The sequence below is a fragment of the Alloactinosynnema sp. L-07 genome, assembly GCF_900070365.1.
Lineage (GTDB): Bacteria > Actinomycetota > Actinomycetes > Mycobacteriales > Pseudonocardiaceae > Actinokineospora.
In genome coordinates, this window is sequence record NZ_LN850107.1 from 1,687,041 (window position 1) to 1,705,483 (window position 18,443).

General features: G+C 69.0%; 9 protein-coding genes. 7 read left to right on the forward strand and 2 right to left on the reverse strand.

Going from position 1 to position 18,443, the window contains the following annotated elements; all coding sequences use genetic code 11:
- Nucleotides 1–129: 129 nt before the first annotated feature.
- The 4 genes from BN1701_RS37165 (at nucleotide 130) to BN1701_RS08015 (ending at nucleotide 9,890) form a co-directional block, all read left to right on the forward strand.
- Nucleotides 130–5,424, forward strand: a complete 5,295-nt coding sequence (locus tag BN1701_RS37165; protein WP_231949531.1) for a M20/M25/M40 family metallo-hydrolase — start codon at nucleotides 130–132, stop codon at nucleotides 5,422–5,424.
- 471 nt (nucleotides 5,425–5,895) lie between these two features.
- Nucleotides 5,896–7,143 (forward strand): MFS transporter, encoded by a 1,248-nt coding sequence (locus tag BN1701_RS08005; protein ID WP_054046957.1) that lies wholly within the window; start codon nucleotides 5,896–5,898, stop codon nucleotides 7,141–7,143.
- Nucleotides 7,140–8,141 (forward strand): hypothetical protein, encoded by a 1,002-nt coding sequence (locus BN1701_RS08010; protein WP_231949532.1) that lies wholly within the window; start codon nucleotides 7,140–7,142, stop codon nucleotides 8,139–8,141. Before BN1701_RS08005 ends, BN1701_RS08010 begins: the two co-directional genes overlap by 4 nt.
- 102 nt (nucleotides 8,142–8,243) lie before the next feature.
- Nucleotides 8,244–9,890: a M14 family zinc carboxypeptidase gene (locus tag BN1701_RS08015; protein WP_067520598.1), complete on the forward strand. Its 1,647-nt coding sequence runs from the start codon at nucleotides 8,244–8,246 to the stop codon at nucleotides 9,888–9,890.
- Nucleotides 9,891–9,995: 105 nt separating this feature from the next.
- Here BN1701_RS08015 and BN1701_RS08020 read toward each other — a convergent pair whose 3' ends face one another.
- Both BN1701_RS08020 and BN1701_RS38100 read right to left on the reverse strand, forming a co-directional pair.
- The gene (locus BN1701_RS08020) at nucleotides 9,996–11,168 is read right to left on the reverse strand and encodes an MFS transporter (protein ID WP_054055711.1); all 1,173 of its coding nucleotides are present in this window, start codon (nucleotides 11,166–11,168) and stop codon (nucleotides 9,996–9,998) included.
- A 74-nt stretch (nucleotides 11,169–11,242) separates the two neighbouring features.
- Complete coding sequence (locus BN1701_RS38100; RefSeq protein WP_369800506.1) at nucleotides 11,243–11,350, reverse strand: Chromate resistance protein ChrB; 108 nt, start codon at nucleotides 11,348–11,350, stop codon at nucleotides 11,243–11,245.
- Between the two features lie 453 nt (nucleotides 11,351–11,803).
- Here BN1701_RS38100 and BN1701_RS08025 point away from each other — a divergent pair, with 453 nt between their 5' ends.
- Genes BN1701_RS08025 through BN1701_RS08035 form a run of 3 tightly spaced genes read left to right on the forward strand, consistent with a single transcriptional unit; the run spans nucleotide 11,804 to nucleotide 18,430 of the window.
- Entirely contained in the window at nucleotides 11,804–12,028 is a 225-nt protein-coding gene (locus BN1701_RS08025; protein WP_054046959.1) for an MbtH family protein, read from the forward strand.
- A 58-nt stretch (nucleotides 12,029–12,086) separates the two neighbouring features.
- Nucleotides 12,087–16,820 (forward strand): salicylate synthase, encoded by a 4,734-nt coding sequence (locus BN1701_RS08030; protein ID WP_231949533.1) that lies wholly within the window; start codon nucleotides 12,087–12,089, stop codon nucleotides 16,818–16,820.
- Nucleotides 16,817–18,430, forward strand: coding sequence for a (2,3-dihydroxybenzoyl)adenylate synthase (locus BN1701_RS08035; RefSeq protein WP_054046961.1), 1,614 nt, complete (start codon nucleotides 16,817–16,819; stop codon nucleotides 18,428–18,430). The genes BN1701_RS08030 and BN1701_RS08035 overlap by 4 nt, the downstream gene beginning before the upstream one ends.
- The last annotated feature ends 13 nt before the right edge of the window (nucleotides 18,431–18,443 follow it).

Genomic DNA, 18,443 nt, shown 5'->3' on the forward strand with positions numbered 1-18,443 from the left:
CTGATCTGCCCGGTCCGCTCGTGCCGCCCCTCGACGACCCGGGTAAATCCCCGTTTGAATTGTTTCAGTGACTTCCTCGACTGCCTCCCCAATGAAAAGCAGCATTCCTTGACCCTGCGAAGAGGAAAAATGCAGACTTCTCTCATTCCAAGAACATCGATTGGCCGACGATGGCGGACCAGCCTCGCCGCCGCGGCTGGGATGTCGCTCGTCGCGGCCACGGTCGCGCTGACCGGGTCCGCGTCGGGCCAGCCGATTCCCGACACCGTGACCATGGCCGCACCAGAACCAGTCGCCCAGATCAGCCAACTGGCAGAGCCCGGAGCCAAGTCCGGCACCGTCAACATGGTGGGGATCGGCGACAGTGTCGCCTCATCCGCGCCGCGCGCCGTCTGCGACAAGGGCGCCAAGTGGCTGCGGCTGCGCTTCACCGAGCTGGCCCTGCGCGGCAAGGACTCGGTGACCGTGTCGGGTGTGGACGGCGGATCGTTCACGTTCACCGCCGACCACTGGCCGGGCAAGGCCTTCCACACTCGGGCTTTCGAAGGCGAGTGCGTCCAGGTCAGCCCTCAGCTGAAGAACCCTGAGAGCAGCTTCCTGATCGACGCGTACCAGTCGGGCACCGAGTCCCTCGCCGAGGCGACGGTGACGGTGGCCGCGGTCGGCGACGTCTGCGGGTCCTCGTGCTCGCAGACCGCGCCAGTGGTCAAGGCGATGAACCCCGCCGCGCTGATCCTGGCGGGCGACAACGCCTACAGCTCCGGCTCGCTTTCGGAGTACAACAACCTTTACAACCCGCACTACGGTCAGTTCAAGTCCATCACCTACCCCTCGCCTGGCAACCACGAGTACGAGACGAGCGGGGCGAGTGGCTACTTCGACTACTTCGGCGCACGGGCCGGGGAACGCGGGAAGGGCTACTACAGCTTCGATGTCGGTGACTGGCACTTCGTCTCGCTGAACTCCGAGATCGGCCACTCGTCCACTTCGGCCCAGGTGGCCTGGCTGAAGAGCGACCTGGCCGCCAACACCAAGCCGTGCACCGCCGCGTACTGGCACTCCCCGAGATTCAGCCGGGGTACCCACGGCGACGACAGCTCCATGAACGGCTTCTTCACGCCGCTGTACGAGGCCAAGGCCGACCTGGTCGTCGTCGGCCACGACCACAACTACCAGAGGTTCGCGCCGTCGCGGCCCGACGGGACCAGGGACGACGCCAACGGCATCGTGCAGTCCGTGATCGGGACCGGTGGACGCGGGTTCTACACCCCCAACAGCAGCTCCGCCGGTACGGCCCTGGTCGTCAACTCCAACACCTTCGGTGTCGGCAAGCTGACCCTGACCGCCACCGGCTACACCCAGGAGTTCGTGCCGGTCGCGGGCCGTACGTTCACCGACAAGGTGAGCGGGACCTGCCACAAGGCCGCCACCGGCCCGGACTTCTCGGTCACCGCCAACCCGACGGCGGTCACCGTTCCTCAGGGCGCTACTGGTAGCGCGTCGGTGACTGTGGCCAGTGTCAACGGTTTCGCTTCGGCGACCAGCCTGACCGCTACGGGTCTGCCCGCGGGTGTGACGGCGTCGTTCGCGCCCAACCCGGTGACCCCGGCGGCCAACGGGAACGTCTCGTCCACGCTGACCCTGACGGCGTCGAGTGGGGCGACACCCACGGCGGCTGACGTCATCATCACCGGAACCTCGGGCAGTCTCACGCACAGCGCGACCGTGCGGGTGACGGTCACCGATCCCGGTGGTGGTGGCGGGGCTGTGTTCGCTGATGATTTCGAGTCGAATAAGGGTTGGACGGTGAATCCGTCTGGTACGGATACGGCTACTGGTGGTCGGTTTGAGCGTGGTGACCCGGGGGAGACGCGGGAGACGCGTAACAACCGGGTTATTCAGTTGGGTGATGTGACCAGTGGTGTGAATGGGTTGATCACTGGTGCGGCCGCGGGTGCCGCCGATGGTGCCAACGATCTTGATGGTGGTGTGACGTCGGTTCGGTCGCCGCAGATCAGTGTTCCGGCGTCGGGTACTACGGCGCTGTCGTTGAAGTACACCTACGCGTACGGCAACAACTCCACTCAGGACGACTATCTCAGAGTCTCGGTTGTCGACGGCGCTAATCGGACGAAGGTGTTGGAACGGCTCGGTGCGGCCTCCGATGGTCGTGGCGGTGTGTGGGAGTCTGGTTCGGCTGATCTCACAGCGTTCGCGGGCCGAAGCGTTCACCTTCTCGTCGAGTCCGCGGACGCTGGTAGCGGCAGTCTCTGGGAAGCGGCCATCGACGACGTCGCTGTCACCAGCAGCGGAACGGGTGCCCCAGACTTCACGGTCGCCAGTAATCCGACCGCTGTCACCGTTGTCCAAGGTGCTACCGGTAGCGCGTCGGTGACTGTCGCCAGTGTCAATGGTTTCGCTTCGGCGACCAGCCTGACCGCTTCGGGCGTGCCCGCCGGCGTCACGGCGTCGTTCTCGCCCAACCCGGTGACCCCGGCGGCCAACGGGAACGTCTCGTCCACGCTGACCCTGACCGCGACGAGTGGGGCGACACCCACGACGGCCAACGTCACGATCACCGGCACTTCCGGCAGTCTCACGCACAACGCGACACTGCGGGTAACTGTCACGCCGAAGCCCCAACAGGGCGTCCCGGACATCCCGGTGGCGAACGTCATGGGACACCTGTCCCAGCTCCAGACGATCGCGAACAACAACGGGGGCAACCGTGCCCATGGTCAACCCGGATACCAAGCGTCGGTGAACTACGTCAAGAGCCAACTCGACGCCGTCGGGTTCGTTACCAGTGTGCAGTCCTTCACCTACGACAGCCGCACCGGCTACAACCTGATCGCCGACTGGCCCGGTGGCGACCCTGAGAATGTCCTCGTGGTCGGCGCGCACCTCGACAGTGTGGCCGAGGGGCCCGGCATCAACGACAACGGTTCCGGTTCGGCCGCCATCCTCGAAGTCGCGCGGCAGGTTGCCCAGTCGGGTCTGGTTCCCACCAAACACCTGCGGTTCGCGTGGTGGGGCGCGGAGGAAGTCGGTCTGCGTGGGTCCAACCACTACGTCAGCAGCCTGTCCGCCGCCGAGCTGGCCAAGATCGACGGCTACTTCAACTTCGACATGGTCGGCTCGACCAACGGTGGTTACTTCGTCTATGACGGCGACAACTCCGACGGCGTCGGCGCGGGTCCCGGACCTGCCGGGTCGGCGGAGCTGGAATCCGTGCTGCAGAACTACTTCTCCTCGATCGGGGTGACCACTCGCGGTACGGACTTCACCGGCCGCAGCGACTACGGGCCGTTCATCGCCAAGGGCATTCCGGCGGGCGGGACGTTCACCGGAGCGGAGGGCACGAAGACCAGTTCCGAGGCGAACCTGTGGGGCGGTACGGCGGGCCAGGCCTACGACCCGTGCTATCACCGGTCCTGCGACACCACCAACAACATCGCCAACGTGATGTTGGACCGGAACGCGGACGCCATCGCGCACGCGGTCTGGACCGTCGCCGCACCCAGCCCGCCTGCGCCTGCCCTGTTCTTCGACGACTTCGAGTCGGACAAGGGTTGGACGGTGAACCCGTCGGGGACGGACACGGCGACTGGTGGTCGGTTTGAGCGTGGTGATCCTGCGGAGACGCGGGAGACGCGTAACAACCGGGTTATTCAGTTGGGTGATGTGACCAGTGGTGTGAATGGGTTGATCACTGGTGCGGCCGCGGGTGCCACTGATGGTGCCAACGATCTTGATGGTGGTGTGACGTCGGTTCGGTCGCCGCAGATCAGTGTTCCGGCGTCGGGTACTACGGCGCTGTCGTTGAAGTACACCTACGCGTACGGCAACAACTCCACTCAGGACGACTATCTCAGAGTCTCGGTTGTCGACGGCGCTAATCGGACGAAGGTGTTGGAACGGCTCGGTGCGGCCTCCGATGGACGTGGCGGCGTGTGGGAGTCCGGTTCGGCTGATCTCACGGCCTTCGCGGGACGGAGTGTCCACCTTCTGGTCGAGTCCGCGGACGCTGGTAGCGGCAGTCTCTGGGAAGCGGCCATCGACGATGTCCGCGTCACCAGCAGCGGAACGGGTGCGTCGGACTTCACCCTGACCGCCAACCCGACATCGGTGTCGATCCCTCAGGGGCAAGAGCGGACCAGTGCGGTGACCGTCACGAGTACCGGTGGTTTCACTGGTGCGACGACGTTGACCGTGTCTGGTGCGCCTACCGGGGTGTCGACCGTGTGGCAGTCCAATCCGGTCAGCCCACCGGCGAACGGTTCGGTGTCCAGTCAGTTGGCGATCGCTGCCACCGCGACCATGCCTGCCGGGTCGTTCGATCTGACCGTGACCGGAACCTCGGGCAGTCTCACGCACAGCGCGACCGTGCGGGTGACCGTCACCGAGTCCGGCGGCGGAAACCCGGACTTCTCCCTCGCGGTCGACCCGTCGTCGGTGTCGATCCCGCAGGGGCAGAAGCGGATCAGTGCGGTGACCGTCACGAGTGCCAGTGGTTTCACTGGCGCGACGACGCTGACCGTGTCCGGTGTTCCCACCGGGGTGGCCACTCTGTGGCAGACCAACCCGGTCAGCCCACCGGCGAACGGTTCGGTGTCCAGCCAGCTAGCGATCGCTACCACTGAGACCACGCCTGCCGGGTCGTTCGATCTGACCGTGACCGGAACCTCGGGCAGTCTCACGCACAGCGCGACCGTGCGGGTGACGGTCACCGATCCCGGTGGTGGTGGCGGGGCTGTGTTCGCTGATGATTTCGAGTCGAATAAGGGTTGGACGGTGAATCCGTCTGGTACGGATACGGCTACTGGTGGTCGGTTTGAGCGTGGTGACCCGGGGGAGACGCGGGAGACGCGTAACAACCGGGTTATTCAGTTGGGTGATGTGACCAGTGGTGTGAATGGGTTGATCACTGGTGCGGCCGCGGGTGCCGCCGATGGTGCCAACGATCTTGATGGTGGTGTGACGTCGGTTCGGTCGCCGCAGATCAGTGTTCCGGCGTCGGGTACTACGGCGCTGTCGTTGAAGTACACCTACGCGTACGGCAACAACTCCACTCAGGACGACTATCTCAGGGTGTCGGTTGTCGACGGCGCTAATCGGACGAAGGTGTTGGAACGGCTCGGTGCGGCCTCTGATGGTCGTGGCGGTGTGTGGGAGTCTGGTTCGGCTGATCTCACAGCGTTCGCGGGCCGAAGCGTTCACCTTCTCGTCGAGTCCGCGGACGCTGGTAGCGGCAGTCTCTGGGAAGCGGCCATCGACGACGTCGCTGTCACCAATAGCGGTGGCGCGGCAGCGCAAGCACTGAAGTCCGGTGCGAGCGCGGCCAATCCGACCGTGCCGTCGCGCACGACGTCGATCGAACCAAGCCGTCGGGTGACGTCCACATTGGAACGAACTGCTGTCTGACCAGTCAGATCGCCCGTTCCGGCGGAAGGAGGCTTCGATGTTCACGGACAGCATCTCATGCAGGGAATGAACTCCGGGTCAGACGATTTCCTTCGGATCAAAGGTCGTCGATGGGACAGCGGTCACGGCGGTGTTCGAAGCGCTGGGCAGGGCAGCACCGAACGCGCCTGCGCCTGTGGGTGCTGACCGCTGATCCGTCGGCGACGGTAGGCCCGTTCAACCACCTGCTGACCAACATCGCCGAAAAGAGCGATACCGGTCTCAGGCAGGCCGCCGTCAACGATCGTTCCGATATCTGACCCCTGCCGCCGGCCCGCGGGCCACCTCAACCCGCGGGCCGGCACCCCTTAGTCACCACCACGTTCGACGGACCCGACCCGCGAGCGGCGACGTCGAACCAGCTGAGCTCCGGTGTGCGGGGTACACCCTCCTCCCGTCCCCGCACACCGGTCCCACCACGAGGGAGCCCAGATGTACCTGTCCACCACCAGAGCCGCCGCCCGCGCTCCCGGCGACCGGGTACGGCGGCGACCGGTCGGGGGCGTGCCGGTGTCCGGCACCGTGATCGGTCTCGGCCTGGTCAGCATGTTCACCGACATGTCCGCCGAGATGGTCACCGCGATCCTGCCGATGTACCTCATCTACGGCGTCGGCGTCGGATACCTGGAACTCGGCGCCATAGACGGTTTGTACACCGGGGCGACCGCGGTGCTCCGCCTCGCCGGAGGGTATGCCGCCGACCGCCTTGGCCGTCCCAAGGCAGTTGCGGCCGTGGGCTACGGCTTGTCCGCCGTCACCAAGCTGGGCTTCCCACTCGTCGGTGGCTCGGTTCCCGGCATCGGAGCCGTCCTGGCGTGTGATCGGGCGGGCAAGGGCATCCGCACCGCTCCCCGCGACGCCATGATCACCCTGGCGACCCCGCGCGCCGGACTGGGCCGGGCGTTCGGCCTGCACCGCGCTCTGGACACCGCGGGCGCTCTGCTCGGCCCGCTCATCGCCTTCGCCCTGATCGCGGGCGTCGCGGTGGGCTACGACGCGGTGTTCACCGTGAGCTTCGGGCTGGCGGTGATCGGGCTGATCGTCCTGTTGTTCTTCGTCACAGCTCCACCGGCCACGCCGACCAAGGGCGCTCAGGTGGGCCTGCGCGCCGGTCTTGCCCTGTTCCGTGGCCGAGGGCTGCGGCGCATCGGCCTCGCGGCCGGACTGCTCGGCGTGTGCACGGTCGGCGACATGTTCCTCTACCTGGCGCTGCAACAGCGCACCGATCTGCCGCCTGCCGTGCTGCCGCTTCTCCCGCTTGGCACAGCTTTGGTGTTCATGGCCGCCGCGGTCCCCGTCGGCAGGCTCGCCGACCGCCTCGGCCGCTGGCGGGTGTTCCTCACCGGGCACGTGGTACTCGTCGCCGTGTACCTGTTGGTCGCGACCGCGCCGAGCCTGCCCGTCGCGGCTCTCGTCCTCGTATGTCACGGTCTTTTCTACGCCGCCACCGACGGCGTACTCATGGCCCTTGCCGCGCCGCACATTCCCGAGCACCTGCGCGGCACCGGCTTGGCCGTGGTCCAGACCGTCCAAGCGCTCGCCCGAGCCACCGGCGCGGTCCTGTTCGGTGTACTCGCGGCGGGAATCGCGCTCGGGCCCGCGTTCGCCGTCGCCACCGCCGCTCTTGCCTGCACCCTGATGATCGCGGCCCGCATCGGCCGCCGGGAGGAACAACCGTGACCGCCACCCTCGATCGGCGGACCCGACAGCCCATCGGGTCCAAGCACCGCCACCGGATCGGAATCGTCCTCATCGTCGCGGTGATCGCCGCCGTGTCCATCTACATAGGACTCAAGAGCACACCGGAACCGCAAGCCGACGCCCAGCGTATCGACCTCGGCCGTCCCGGCACCCTCCTGTATGTGGACGCCGCCACCAGCCGAGTCCACCAAGCTCCCCTCACGGAACCTGACCGTGCCATCGCGGGCGACGTGCTCTGCCAACGTGTCCACGCCGCGGCGGGAACCATGGCGTGCCTTCGCGCCGACGGCGCGGGCGCTACCGACATCACTGTCTATGATCGCGACCTGCGCGAACGACTGGCTCTGTCGGAATGGGGACTGCCCAGCCGAACCCGGGTGTCACCCTCGGGCCGCCTCATCGCCTGGACCGTCTTCCGCAGCGGCGACTCGTACCTGTCCGCCGGGATGTTCTCGACCACAACCGGCATCTACGACCTGACGGCGGGGCAGCACTACGGCTCGCTTGAGGACTTCGCCGTGCGTGTGGGCGGGACGCCTTACACGGAACAAGACGTGAACTTCTGGGGCGTTACCTTCACCGACGACGACCGCATCTTCTTTGCGACCATGTCGTCGCGGGGCAAGACCTGGCTCATCCGCGGCGACATCACCACCCGCACCCTCGACACCGTCCGCGAGAACGTCGAGTGCCCCTCCCTCTCCCCGGACGGCACCCGGATCGCCTACAAATTCCGCACCGGCGACCGCTGGCGTCTCCACGTCCTGAATCTCGCGACCGGCGCCGACGTCGCTCTGGCCGATTCGGCTCACCTCGACGACCAGGCCCTGTGGCTCGACAACGACACCGTCGCCTACGCCCGTCCCCACGACGATCGCCCCGCCATCCACACCGTGCCCGCGGACGGCTCTGGTTCCCCGGAACTGCTGCTCCCTGCCGCGTCCTCACCCGCGATCATCGGCCTCCCGGCCGGATGACGGACACCAGTCCCGCATGTTCTCAGGTCATCGGGAAGACCCTCACATCCTGGCTCGCCCCACCTTTCCAGCGCCTATCCGGCGCTCCTGCAGGAGGCACGCGTGAAACGCAAACGCCTGTCCGTGATGATCAGCGCGGCGGCCGCCTTGGCCTTGATCGCCACCGCGGGCCCGAACGCGGCTGGTCATGATTCCGCCGCCGCGGGCTCTCGGGCATCGGCCGAGTACCACGTACTCGGAGTCACCTCTGTCCATCAGCGCACCGCCATCAGCAGAACGGGCGCGGCGATCAACGGGGTCGAGGACAGCCGGATCCTGATCACCGCCACGGAGTCGGAAGTCGCCACGATTCGCGGACTCGGCTTCACCGTCGGCGCCGAGGAACCGATGACGATCCAGGCCGACGGCGCCACGGCCATGGACTTCCCGCCGACACACTCGGACTACCACAACTACTCGGAGATGGTCACCGAGATCAACCGGGTCGTCGCCGCCCACCCGAGCCTGATCACCAAGCAGGTGATCGGCAGTTCGTACGAGGGGCGCGAGCTGTACGCGCTCAAGATCTCCGACAACGCGGGCACGGACGAGAACGAGCCCGAGGTCCTGTTCACCCACCACCAGCACGCCCGCGAGATCCTCACCGTCGAGATGGCGCTGTACCTGGCCAACGAGCTGACCGCCCAGTACGCCACGGACACGCGGATCAAGAATCTGGTGGACAACCGGGAGATCTGGATCCTGCCCAACGTCAACCCCGACGGCGGCGAGTTCGACATCGCCACCGGACAGTTCCAGAGCTGGCGCAAGAACCGGCAGCCCAACGCGGGCTCCACGGCCGTCGGCACGGACACGAACCGGAACTGGGCATATCTGTGGGGCTGCTGCGGCGGTTCCTCCGGCACCCCGAGCTCGGATACCTACCGGGGTCCCCGCGCCGAGTCCACGCCCGAGGTCAAGGCCGTCGCCGACTTCGTGCGCGGTCGTGTCGTCGGTGGCAAGCAGCAGATCAGTGTGGCCATCGACTTCCACACCCACAGCGAGCTGATCCTCTGGCCGTACGGCCACACCTACAACGACACCGCCCCCGGTCTGACCGCGGAGGACCAGCGGATCTTCGCCACCATCGGCCGGGAGATGGCCGGGTCCAACGGCTACACCCCGCAGCAGTCCTCCGATCTGTACATCACCGACGGGTCGATCAAGGACTGGCTGTGGGGCGACCAGAAGATCTACGGCTACACCTTCGAGATGTACCCGACCAGTGGCGGCGGGGGCGGCTTCTACCCGGATGACTCGGTCATCCCCAGGGAGACCTCACGCAACAAGGAGGCCGTGCTCGACTTGCTCGGCTACGCCGACTGCCCGAAGCGCTCGATCGGCCTGACCTGCGCTGTTCCCGGGGGCACGTTCGAGAATCCGGGCGACGTCAGCATCCTGGACGCGGGTTCGGCGGTGACCAGCGACATCTCGGTCTCGGGACTGCCCGGCAACGCCCCGTCGGACCTGCGGGTCAGCGTGGACATCAAACACACCTACCGCGGTGACCTGGTCATCGACCTGATCGCCCCGGACGGCACCGCCTACCGGCTGAAGGACGTCGACATGAGTGATTCGGCGGACAATGTGATCGCCACCTACACGGTGAACGCGTCGGCCGAGCCTGCCAACGGCACCTGGAAGCTGCACGTGCGGGACGCCTACGTCATGGATGTCGGCTACGTCGACCTCTGGAAGGTTCAGGTCTAGCGCCTCCACTGATGCCCTCGGCGCGCGTCCCCGATTCACCGACGCGCGCCCAGTCTGGTGGGAGACCGGCGCCCCGTTGTCCGCGGAGGACGGGGCGCCGGGGTCTCACCGCCGCGCGACCACCGCCGCTAGGGCGGCGAGCACGACGGCGAGTCCGATCAAGCCGAAGCTCAAGGCGCCCGCGGCGGCGGCGAGGGCGCCGACCAGCAGGGGGCCGCCCGCGTCGCCGAGTTCGCGGCCGACCTCGGCCGCGCCCATGGTCTGCCCGAGCCGTTCGGGAGGGGCTCCTTTGGCCAGGTGTGCGAACCCGATCGGGGTCACCAGCCCGGTTCCGGCGCCGATGAGGACCGCGGCCCCCACCAGCCCGGCGAGTCCGGGAAGTACACCGGCGACGGCCATGCCCGCCGCGGCCAGGGCCAGACCGGCGGCCATGCCGGGACCGTCGCCGATCCGGCCCGCGTCGTAGGCGCGTCCGACGCGGGGCTGGACCAGCGCGGCGGTGGCGGCCAGCAGCGAGACCAGCGCGCCCGTGACCAACGGGCCGAGACCGTGACCTGCCCCGGCAACGGGCAGGAATCCCACACCCACCGCCAGCGCCGCGGTGGCGCCCGCCAGGGCCAGCGTGGGGCGCAGGAAGCTGCCGGTGCCCAGCCTGCGGGCGAGGTCGAGCACGGTCTGCCGGGCGCGGGGCAGCGGGGATACGGCGGGCACCGCCAGCGCCGCCCACGCGGCGACAGCCACCGCGAGTACCCCGAGCGCGCCGAATAGCAGCGGATAGCCGCCCAGGGTGATCAGGACACCGCCCAGAACGGGGCCGAGGGTGTAGCCCAGCCCCTTCCAGGCGCCGTAGCCTCCGAACGCGCGACCATGCCCGGTCTGTGGGGTCAGCCGGGCCACCAAAGCTCCCGCGGCCGGGGAGAACGCCGCCGCGGCCGCCCCCTGACCCAGCCGCGCCGCACCGACCAGCGCCGGGTTGCCCGCGAGCACGAACGCCACCGACGCAACGGCGAAGGCCAGCAGCCCGCCGAGCAGAACCGGGCGCGGCCCGACCCGATCGGCCAGCGACCCGAACACGGGCTTGAGCACCACCTCGGCGCCGTCGTAGACGGCCAGCAGCAAGCCCAGTGTTATCAACGAAGCGTGCCCGGATTCGAGGTAGCCGCCCAGGCCGGCGGCGATGCTGTGGGCGCCGAACGCGGTGACGAACCCCGCCGCGTACAAGGGGAACAACGCGCTCCGCGCCGCTTTGGTGGTCTGCTCGGACGATTCGGTGCTCAACAGGGCCTCTACTGTCTCGCCGTCGGCTCGGTCGTGGCCGAACGACGTGCGGTGTTCGTCGGGGTGGTCAGCGGTCACATCTGGTGCAGGGCTTGGAAGACCTGCTCGGTGTAGTCGGCCGGCCGGTCGGCGCAGTGCTTGAGCCGCTGTACGGCCTGCTCGGCGGCTGGGGCACCGAACACGTCCCGGGACTTGATGCTGTTGCGTCGAGCACCAGCACCTCACCCTCACCGTGCTGGGCCAGCTCGATTACCCGAGTCACCCCCGGCAAGATCGGCAGGTCATCGGTGACGATCCGCCCATTCGCCTCCTCGGGAGCCTGCCTGGGTGCGGCGTGCCCGTGGCGGCCGTCACGTCGTCGCGTTCGGCGGCCGCGCACGCTCCCTGGCATGTCGGCTATCTCCTCTTGACACGGGGTGGTCGTCGTGACCATGCTTGCCGCAAGATAACTTAGGCTAACCTAACTACGGGAGTGGCGGTGCGGGTCCGGATGTCCTGGTGGGGCCTCCCGCGCGCTATGTCACCCCCGGTTCGTCGCGAGTAGTCGAGCACCAAACCTGACTCTCAGGTCGGTCACCACAGCGTGGCCGGCCGCTCCGCCATGCCCACCCGGCCCTTCTTGGAGGTTCCAGCAGATGTCCGGCAATCCCTTCGACGACGAGAACAGTGAGTTCCTCGTCCTGGTCAACGAAGAGAACCAGCACTCGCTGTGGCCGACCTTCGCCGAGGTGCCCGCGGGGTGGACCTCGGTCTTCGGGGCCGCGTCACGTGCGTCGTGCGTCGAGTTCATCGAGCGTTCGTGGACGGACATGCGGCCGACGAGCCTGGTCGTGGCGATGCGCGCCGACGGGCGGGCGTGACGGAATGAAGGTCCACGACTGGCGCTCGCGGCGTTACGAGGGTTCCGTATCCGACGCCGTGACCGCTGTGGCGGCGCTGGCGAGGCAGGCCGACGGGCCGTTCGTCGTCTACGAGCGGGACGGACGGTGGACCTTCGCCTCCGGTGCCGTCGCCGAGCTGCGGATGAATCGGCACGCGATCACCATCGCGCTGGGTGGGCTGGTTCGTTCCGTCTCGGTGTCGGATGATCCGTTGGCGCAGATCTCGACGCTGCTCGCCGAGCTGCGGGTGCCGTGGCGGCGGGCCTACGGCTGGGCCGGGTTCGAACTGGCGCACCTGCTGCACGGGGTGGCCGAGGCCGCGGGCGACGCGCCGCTGATGCACATCGTGGTGCCCGCCGAGGAAGTCGTGTTCCAGGACGGCGGCGTCGAACTGCACGCCGCCGACGACCGCGGGCTCGACCGCCTTCAGGCCGCGCTCGACGCGCCTGCTGTCACCTGGGGGGCGCCGCACACCGGGGTCGACCTGGCCGCGCCGGATGACCCCGCCTACCGCGCCGCCGTGGCGGCCGCGGTCGAGGACATTCGCGCCGAGCGGCTGCAGAAAGTCATTCTGTCGCGGGTCGTGTCGGTGCCGATGGAGATCGACCTGGTCGCCACCTATGTGGCGGGCAGGCGGGGCAACACCCCGGCGCGTTCGTTCCTGCTCGACCTCGGCGGCCTGCGGGCGACCGGGTTCAGCCCGGAGACCGTGGTCGAGGTGTACCCGGACGGGCGGGTCTCGACCCAGCCGCTGGCGGGCACCCGCGGCCTGGTCGGCGATCCCGCGACCGACCTGAGCCGCCGCGTCGAGCTTCTCGGCGACCCCAAGGAGGTGTTCGAACACGCCATCTCCGTGCGGCTCGCCCAGGACGAGTTGGAGACGTTGTGCCGTCCCGGGTCGGTGACCGTCGACGAGTTCATGACGATCAAGGAGCGGGGCAGCGTCCAGCACCTGGCCTCCCGGGTCAGCGGCAAGCTCGCCGATGGCAAGGGCGCGTGGCACGCGTTCGCGGCGCTGTTCCCGGCGATCACCGCGTCCGGCATCCCCAAGCCCGAGGCGTTCGACCTGATCGCGCGGCACGAAGAGCCGCGTGGCCTCTATAGCGGAGCCGTGCTCGCCATCGACGCCGACGGCGGATTCGACGCGGCGCTGGTGTTGCGCACAGTGTTCTCCCAGGACGGGCGGACCTGGCTGCGCGCGGGCGCGGGTGTCGTCGGCATGTCCACGCCAGAACGGGAACTCGAGGAGACCCGGGAGAAGCTGCGCAGCATCTCCCGGTTCCTGGTCCCCGCTGATCCGACGGGAGCGACCGTGGTGTCCACTTCGGACGAGAGCGTCGAACCGGACCTGACTGTGGCGGGCCTGCGGCACATCGCCGCCGACCTGACCGAGGAGGAGCCCGCCGCGATCGACGCGCAGGCCAACCTGTTCGAGCTGGGCCTGGAGTCAATCGCGCTGATGAAGCTCGTCAGCACCTGGCGGCAGGCGGGCATCGACGTCAACTTCGCCGAACTGGCGGGCAACCCGACGCTGGACGGCTGGTCGAAACTGCTGGCCGAGCGCAGGCCGGTCACCGCTGTCCCGGCGTCGTCGGACAGTTCGGACGACCCCGACGACGAGACCTTCGGCCTGGCCGTGCTCCAGCACGCCTACTGGGTCGGCCGGACCGCCGGACACCGGCTCGGCGGGGTGGCGGCCCACCTGTATTCCGAGTTCGACGGATCGGACATCGACCCGGAGCGCCTCACCGCCGCCATCGGTCGCCTCATCGAGCGGCACGACATGCTGCGGGTCGTCATCACCGACAACGGGCGCCAGCGCATCGCCGAGACGTCGGGCTGGCGTGGTCTGGTCGTACACGACCTGCGCGACATCGCCGAGGACGAGCGAACCGCGCGACTGGAGGCGATCCGGGACGCGAACTCGCACCGGATGCTCGACATCGAGGCCGGGGAGGTCTTCGCGACCGAGTTGACCCTGTTGCCCGACGGTCGCACCCGGCTGCACCTCGACGTCGACATGGTCGCGGCGGACGCGGTCAGCTATCGGATCATGCTCGCCGACCTGGCCGAGTTGTACGCCGACCACACGGGAACCACCGGCACACCGGGCTACAGCTTCCGTCAGTACCGCTCCGCGCGCCCGCAGGCGCGGGCCGAGGCGGCGCGCGACGCGGCCCTGTGGTGGCGTGACCGGCTGCCCGACCTGCCCGGCGCGCCCGACCTGCCCGCCGCGACGCGGCGCCGCGACTCCGGCAAGCCCCGGGTGACCCGCCGGGCGACGACACTGTCGCCCGAGCAGCGCGCGGCGCTCGCGGACCGGGCCCGCACGCAGGGGATCACCCCGGCGATGGCCGTCGCGACCGCGTTCGCCGAGGTCATCGGCACCTGGAGCGCCGAACCACGGTTCCTGATCAACGTGCCACTGTTCGACCGCGAGCCGATCCACCCGGACGTCGCCGAGATCGTCGGCGACTTCACCAGCTCGGTGCTGCTGGAGATCGACTTGTCCCGACCGGCGTCGTTCGCCGACCGGGCGCGGCAGACCCAGTCCCGGATGCACGCCGACGCCGCCCACGCCGACTTCACCGGCGTCGAGGTGCTGCGTGACCTGACTCGCCTGCGCGGTGAACAGGTGCTCGCGCCGATCGTGTTCACCAGCGCGTTGAGCCTGGGCGAGCTGTTCGACGAGGGTGTCCGCCGCAGCTTCGGCGACGCCGTGTGGATCATCTCGCAGGGGCCGCAGGTGCTGCTCGACGCGCAGGTGACCGAACTGGACGGTGGGCTGCTCGTCAACTGGGACTCCCGCGACGACGAGTTCGCCGACGGCGTGGTGGACGCGATGTTCGCCGCGTTCTCCGAACTCGTGCACACCTTGGCCGCCGACGCCGATGCGTGGACCCGGCCGGTGGCGGGTCTGCTGCCTGCCGCGCAGGTCCAGCGGCGGGCCTCGGTCAACGAGACCGGCGGGCTCCGCGCGGGCCGTCGACTCCACGACGGCTTCTTCGCCGAGGCGACCCGAAACCCGGACGCCATCGCGGTTCTGGGCACCGAGACGATCACCTATGGTGACCTCGCCGACCGGGCGCTGCGCGTCGCAGGCGCGCTTGTCGCGCGCGGCGTTCGACCCGGCGACACCGTCGGCGTCACGCTGCCCAAGGGCCCGGATCAGATCGTCGCCGTGCTGGGTGTGCTGGCCGCGGGCGGCACCTACGTGCCGGTCGGCGTCGAGCAGCCCGAGGCGCGCGTTCGCCGCATCGCCGATCTCGCGGGCTACCGCGTGCTCATCGGCGAGACCCCGGGAACCCTCACCCTCGCCGAGACGCGCGCGGGCGACCCACTTCCCGAATTCGTCCGCGTGGACCAGGAGGACTTGGCGTACGTCCTGTTCACCTCGGGTTCGACCGGCGAGCCCAAGGGGGTCGAGGTCCCGCATCGCGCGGCCATGGCCACGATCGACGACCTGATCGACCGGTTCGAGCTCGGCGGGGACGACCGAACGTTGGCGTTGTCCGCGTTGGACTTCGACCTGTCGGTGTTCGACCTGTTCGCGCCGCTGTCGGTCGGGGGAGCGGTGGTGATCGCGTCGGGTGACCGGCGTGACGCCGCCGCGTGGGGCGAGCTGATCGCCGAGCACCGGGTCACCGTCCTCAACTGCGTTCCTGCGCTGCTTGACATGGTGTTGACGTCCGGGACGGCGTTGGGGGACTCGCTGCGGTTGGTGCTGCTCGGGGGTGACTGGGTCGGGGTGGATCTGCCTGCGCGGCTGGCCGAGGCGGTTCCCGGCTGCCGGTTCGTGGCGTTGGGCGGGACCACGGAGACCGCCATCCACTCCACGGTGTGCGAGGTGACCGGTCCCGTTCCCGAGCATTGGCACGCCGTGCCCTACGGCACCCCGTTGCGCGGTGTGCGGTGTCGGGTGGTGGACGCGCAGGGCCGTGACTGCCCGGAGTGGGTTCCCGGTGAGCTGTGGATCGGCGGTGACGGCGTCGCGCGGGGGTACCGGGGCGACCCGGACCGGACCGCTGACCGCTTCGTCACCCACGAGGGCCTGCGTTGGTACCGGACCGGCGACATCGCCCGGTACCTCGACGACGGCGGCCTCGAGTTCCTCGGCCGCCGCGACGACCAGGTGAAGATTCGCGGCTACCGGGTCGAGTTGGGCGAGGTCGAGGCGGCGCTCGTGGCCGACGCGGCCGTGCGCGAGGCCGTCGCCGTGGTCACCGGGGCAGGTCGCCGCACCCTGGTCGCGGGCGTCGTGCCGGACTCCGACGCGGTCGACCCGATCGCGGTCGCCGACCGGGTTCGCGAGTTGGTTCCCACCCACATGGTGCCGGACCGGATCGTCGTCCTGGACGCCATTCCGTTGAGCACCAACGGAAAGGTCGACCGCTCGGCGGTTCGCCGCCTGATCGGGGACGTCGCCCGCGAGGACGGCGCGGGCCCGCAGAGTCCGCTGGAGAACGTGATCGATCTTGTGTGGCGTGAAGTGCTCGGCCTGGAGCGGGTCGGGCGCGACGAGGAGCTGTTCACGGTCGGCGGCGACTCCGTGATCGCGACCGCGATCGTGTCGCGACTGCGGGAGCTGCTGGACACGCGGACCGTCACGGTGCGGACGCTGTTCGCCGCCCCGACCGTCGCCGGGTTCGCCGCTGAGCTGATCCTCGCCCAGGACCGGCCGGGACGGCTGGAATCCGTGGCCGAGTTGGTGTGGGAGATCGAGTCCCTCAGCGACGACGAGGTGCTCGCCCGAGCCGAGGGTTTGGCATGAGGGCTACGTCGCTTGACGGCGCGGTCGGCTGGCCCGAGGACGTGGCGGCCCGCTACCGGGCCGCGGGCTACTGGCGAGGGGAGACCCTTGGCGGGCTGTTGGCCGACTGGGCTGTGCGCCACGGTGACTCGGTCGCGGTGGTCGACGGCGACCGCAGGATCGCCTACCGCGAGCTGGACCGGCTGGCCGACGTGCTCGCCGCCGGGCTGCTCGACCGGGGAGTCCGGCGCGGGGACCGGTTGATCGTGCAGTTGCCGAACGTCGCCGAGTTCGTCGTGCTGACCTTCGCGCTGGCCAGGATCGGGGCGGTGCCGGTGATGGCGCTGCCCGCGCACCGCCGCACCGAGATCGCGCACCTCGCGGAGCTGTCCGGTGCGATCGGCTACGTCATCCCCGACGTCCACCAGGGGTTCGACCACCGAACGCTCGCCGAGCAGATCCCGTCGGTGGCCGACCACGTGCTGGTCGTCGGCGATCCAGGCAGCTTCACCGCCCTCGACGCCGTCGCCGGGGATCCGGGTTCGCTCGCGCTAGTCCCGCCGATCGACCCCGGTGCCGTCGCCGTGCTGCTGATCTCCGGCGGGACGACCGGGCGGCCCAAGCTGATCACCCGAACCCATGACGACTACGCCTACAACGCGCGGGCGAGCGCGGAGGTGTGCGACCTGACGGCGGAGGACCGGTACCTGGTCAGCCTGCCCATCGCGCACAACTTCCCGCTCGCGTGCCCAGGGCTGCTGGGGGTACTCGGTGTCGGCGGCACGGCCGTCATGGCCCCGGCGCCGAGCCCGGACGTCGCCTTCGACCTCATCGAACGCGAGCGGATCACCGTCACCGCGCTGGTGCCGCCCATGGCCAGGATGTGGGTCGACGCCGCGCGCTGGTCCCCGGGTGACCGGTCCAGCCTGCGGCTCGTGCAGGTCGGAGGGTCCAAAATGGACTCCGAACTGGCCAGGGAGATCCCGGGCGCACTGGGTTGTCACGCACAGCAGGTCTTCGGGATGGCTGAGGGACTGCTCAATTACACGCGCGCCGACGATCCGGTCGAGCTGGTCGAGAACACCCAGGGCAGGCCGCTGAGCCCGGACGACGAGGTGCGGGTGGTCGACGCGGACGGGCACGAGGTCGCGCCGGGCGAGGTGGGGGAGTTGCTCACCCGAGGCCCGTACACCCCGCGTGGCTACTTCCGCGCCGACGCGCACAACGCGGCGGTCTTCACCGCGGACGGGTACTTCCGCACCGGTGACCTGGTGCGTCAGCTCCCCAGCGGTCACCTGGTGGTCGAGGGTCGGATCAAGGACGTGGTCAACCGCGGTGGGGAGAAGGTTCCCGCGACGGAGCTTGAGGACCACCTGCTCGCGCACCCCGCGGTCGCCCAGGCGGCCGTGATCGGGCTGCCCGACGATCTGCTCGGCGAGCTGGTGTGCGCGGTGATCGTGGCGAGCGAGCAAGGGGCGCCGAAGCTCAAGGCGCTCAAGGCGTACCTGACAGAACTCGGCGTGGCCCGCTACAAGCTGCCCGACAAGCTCGTCGTCGTGACCGAGTTCCCCCTGACCGCCGTGGGGAAGATCAGCAAACGCGAGCTCGTCGCCCGGCTGTCCGACAGCTGACACCGGCCACCGC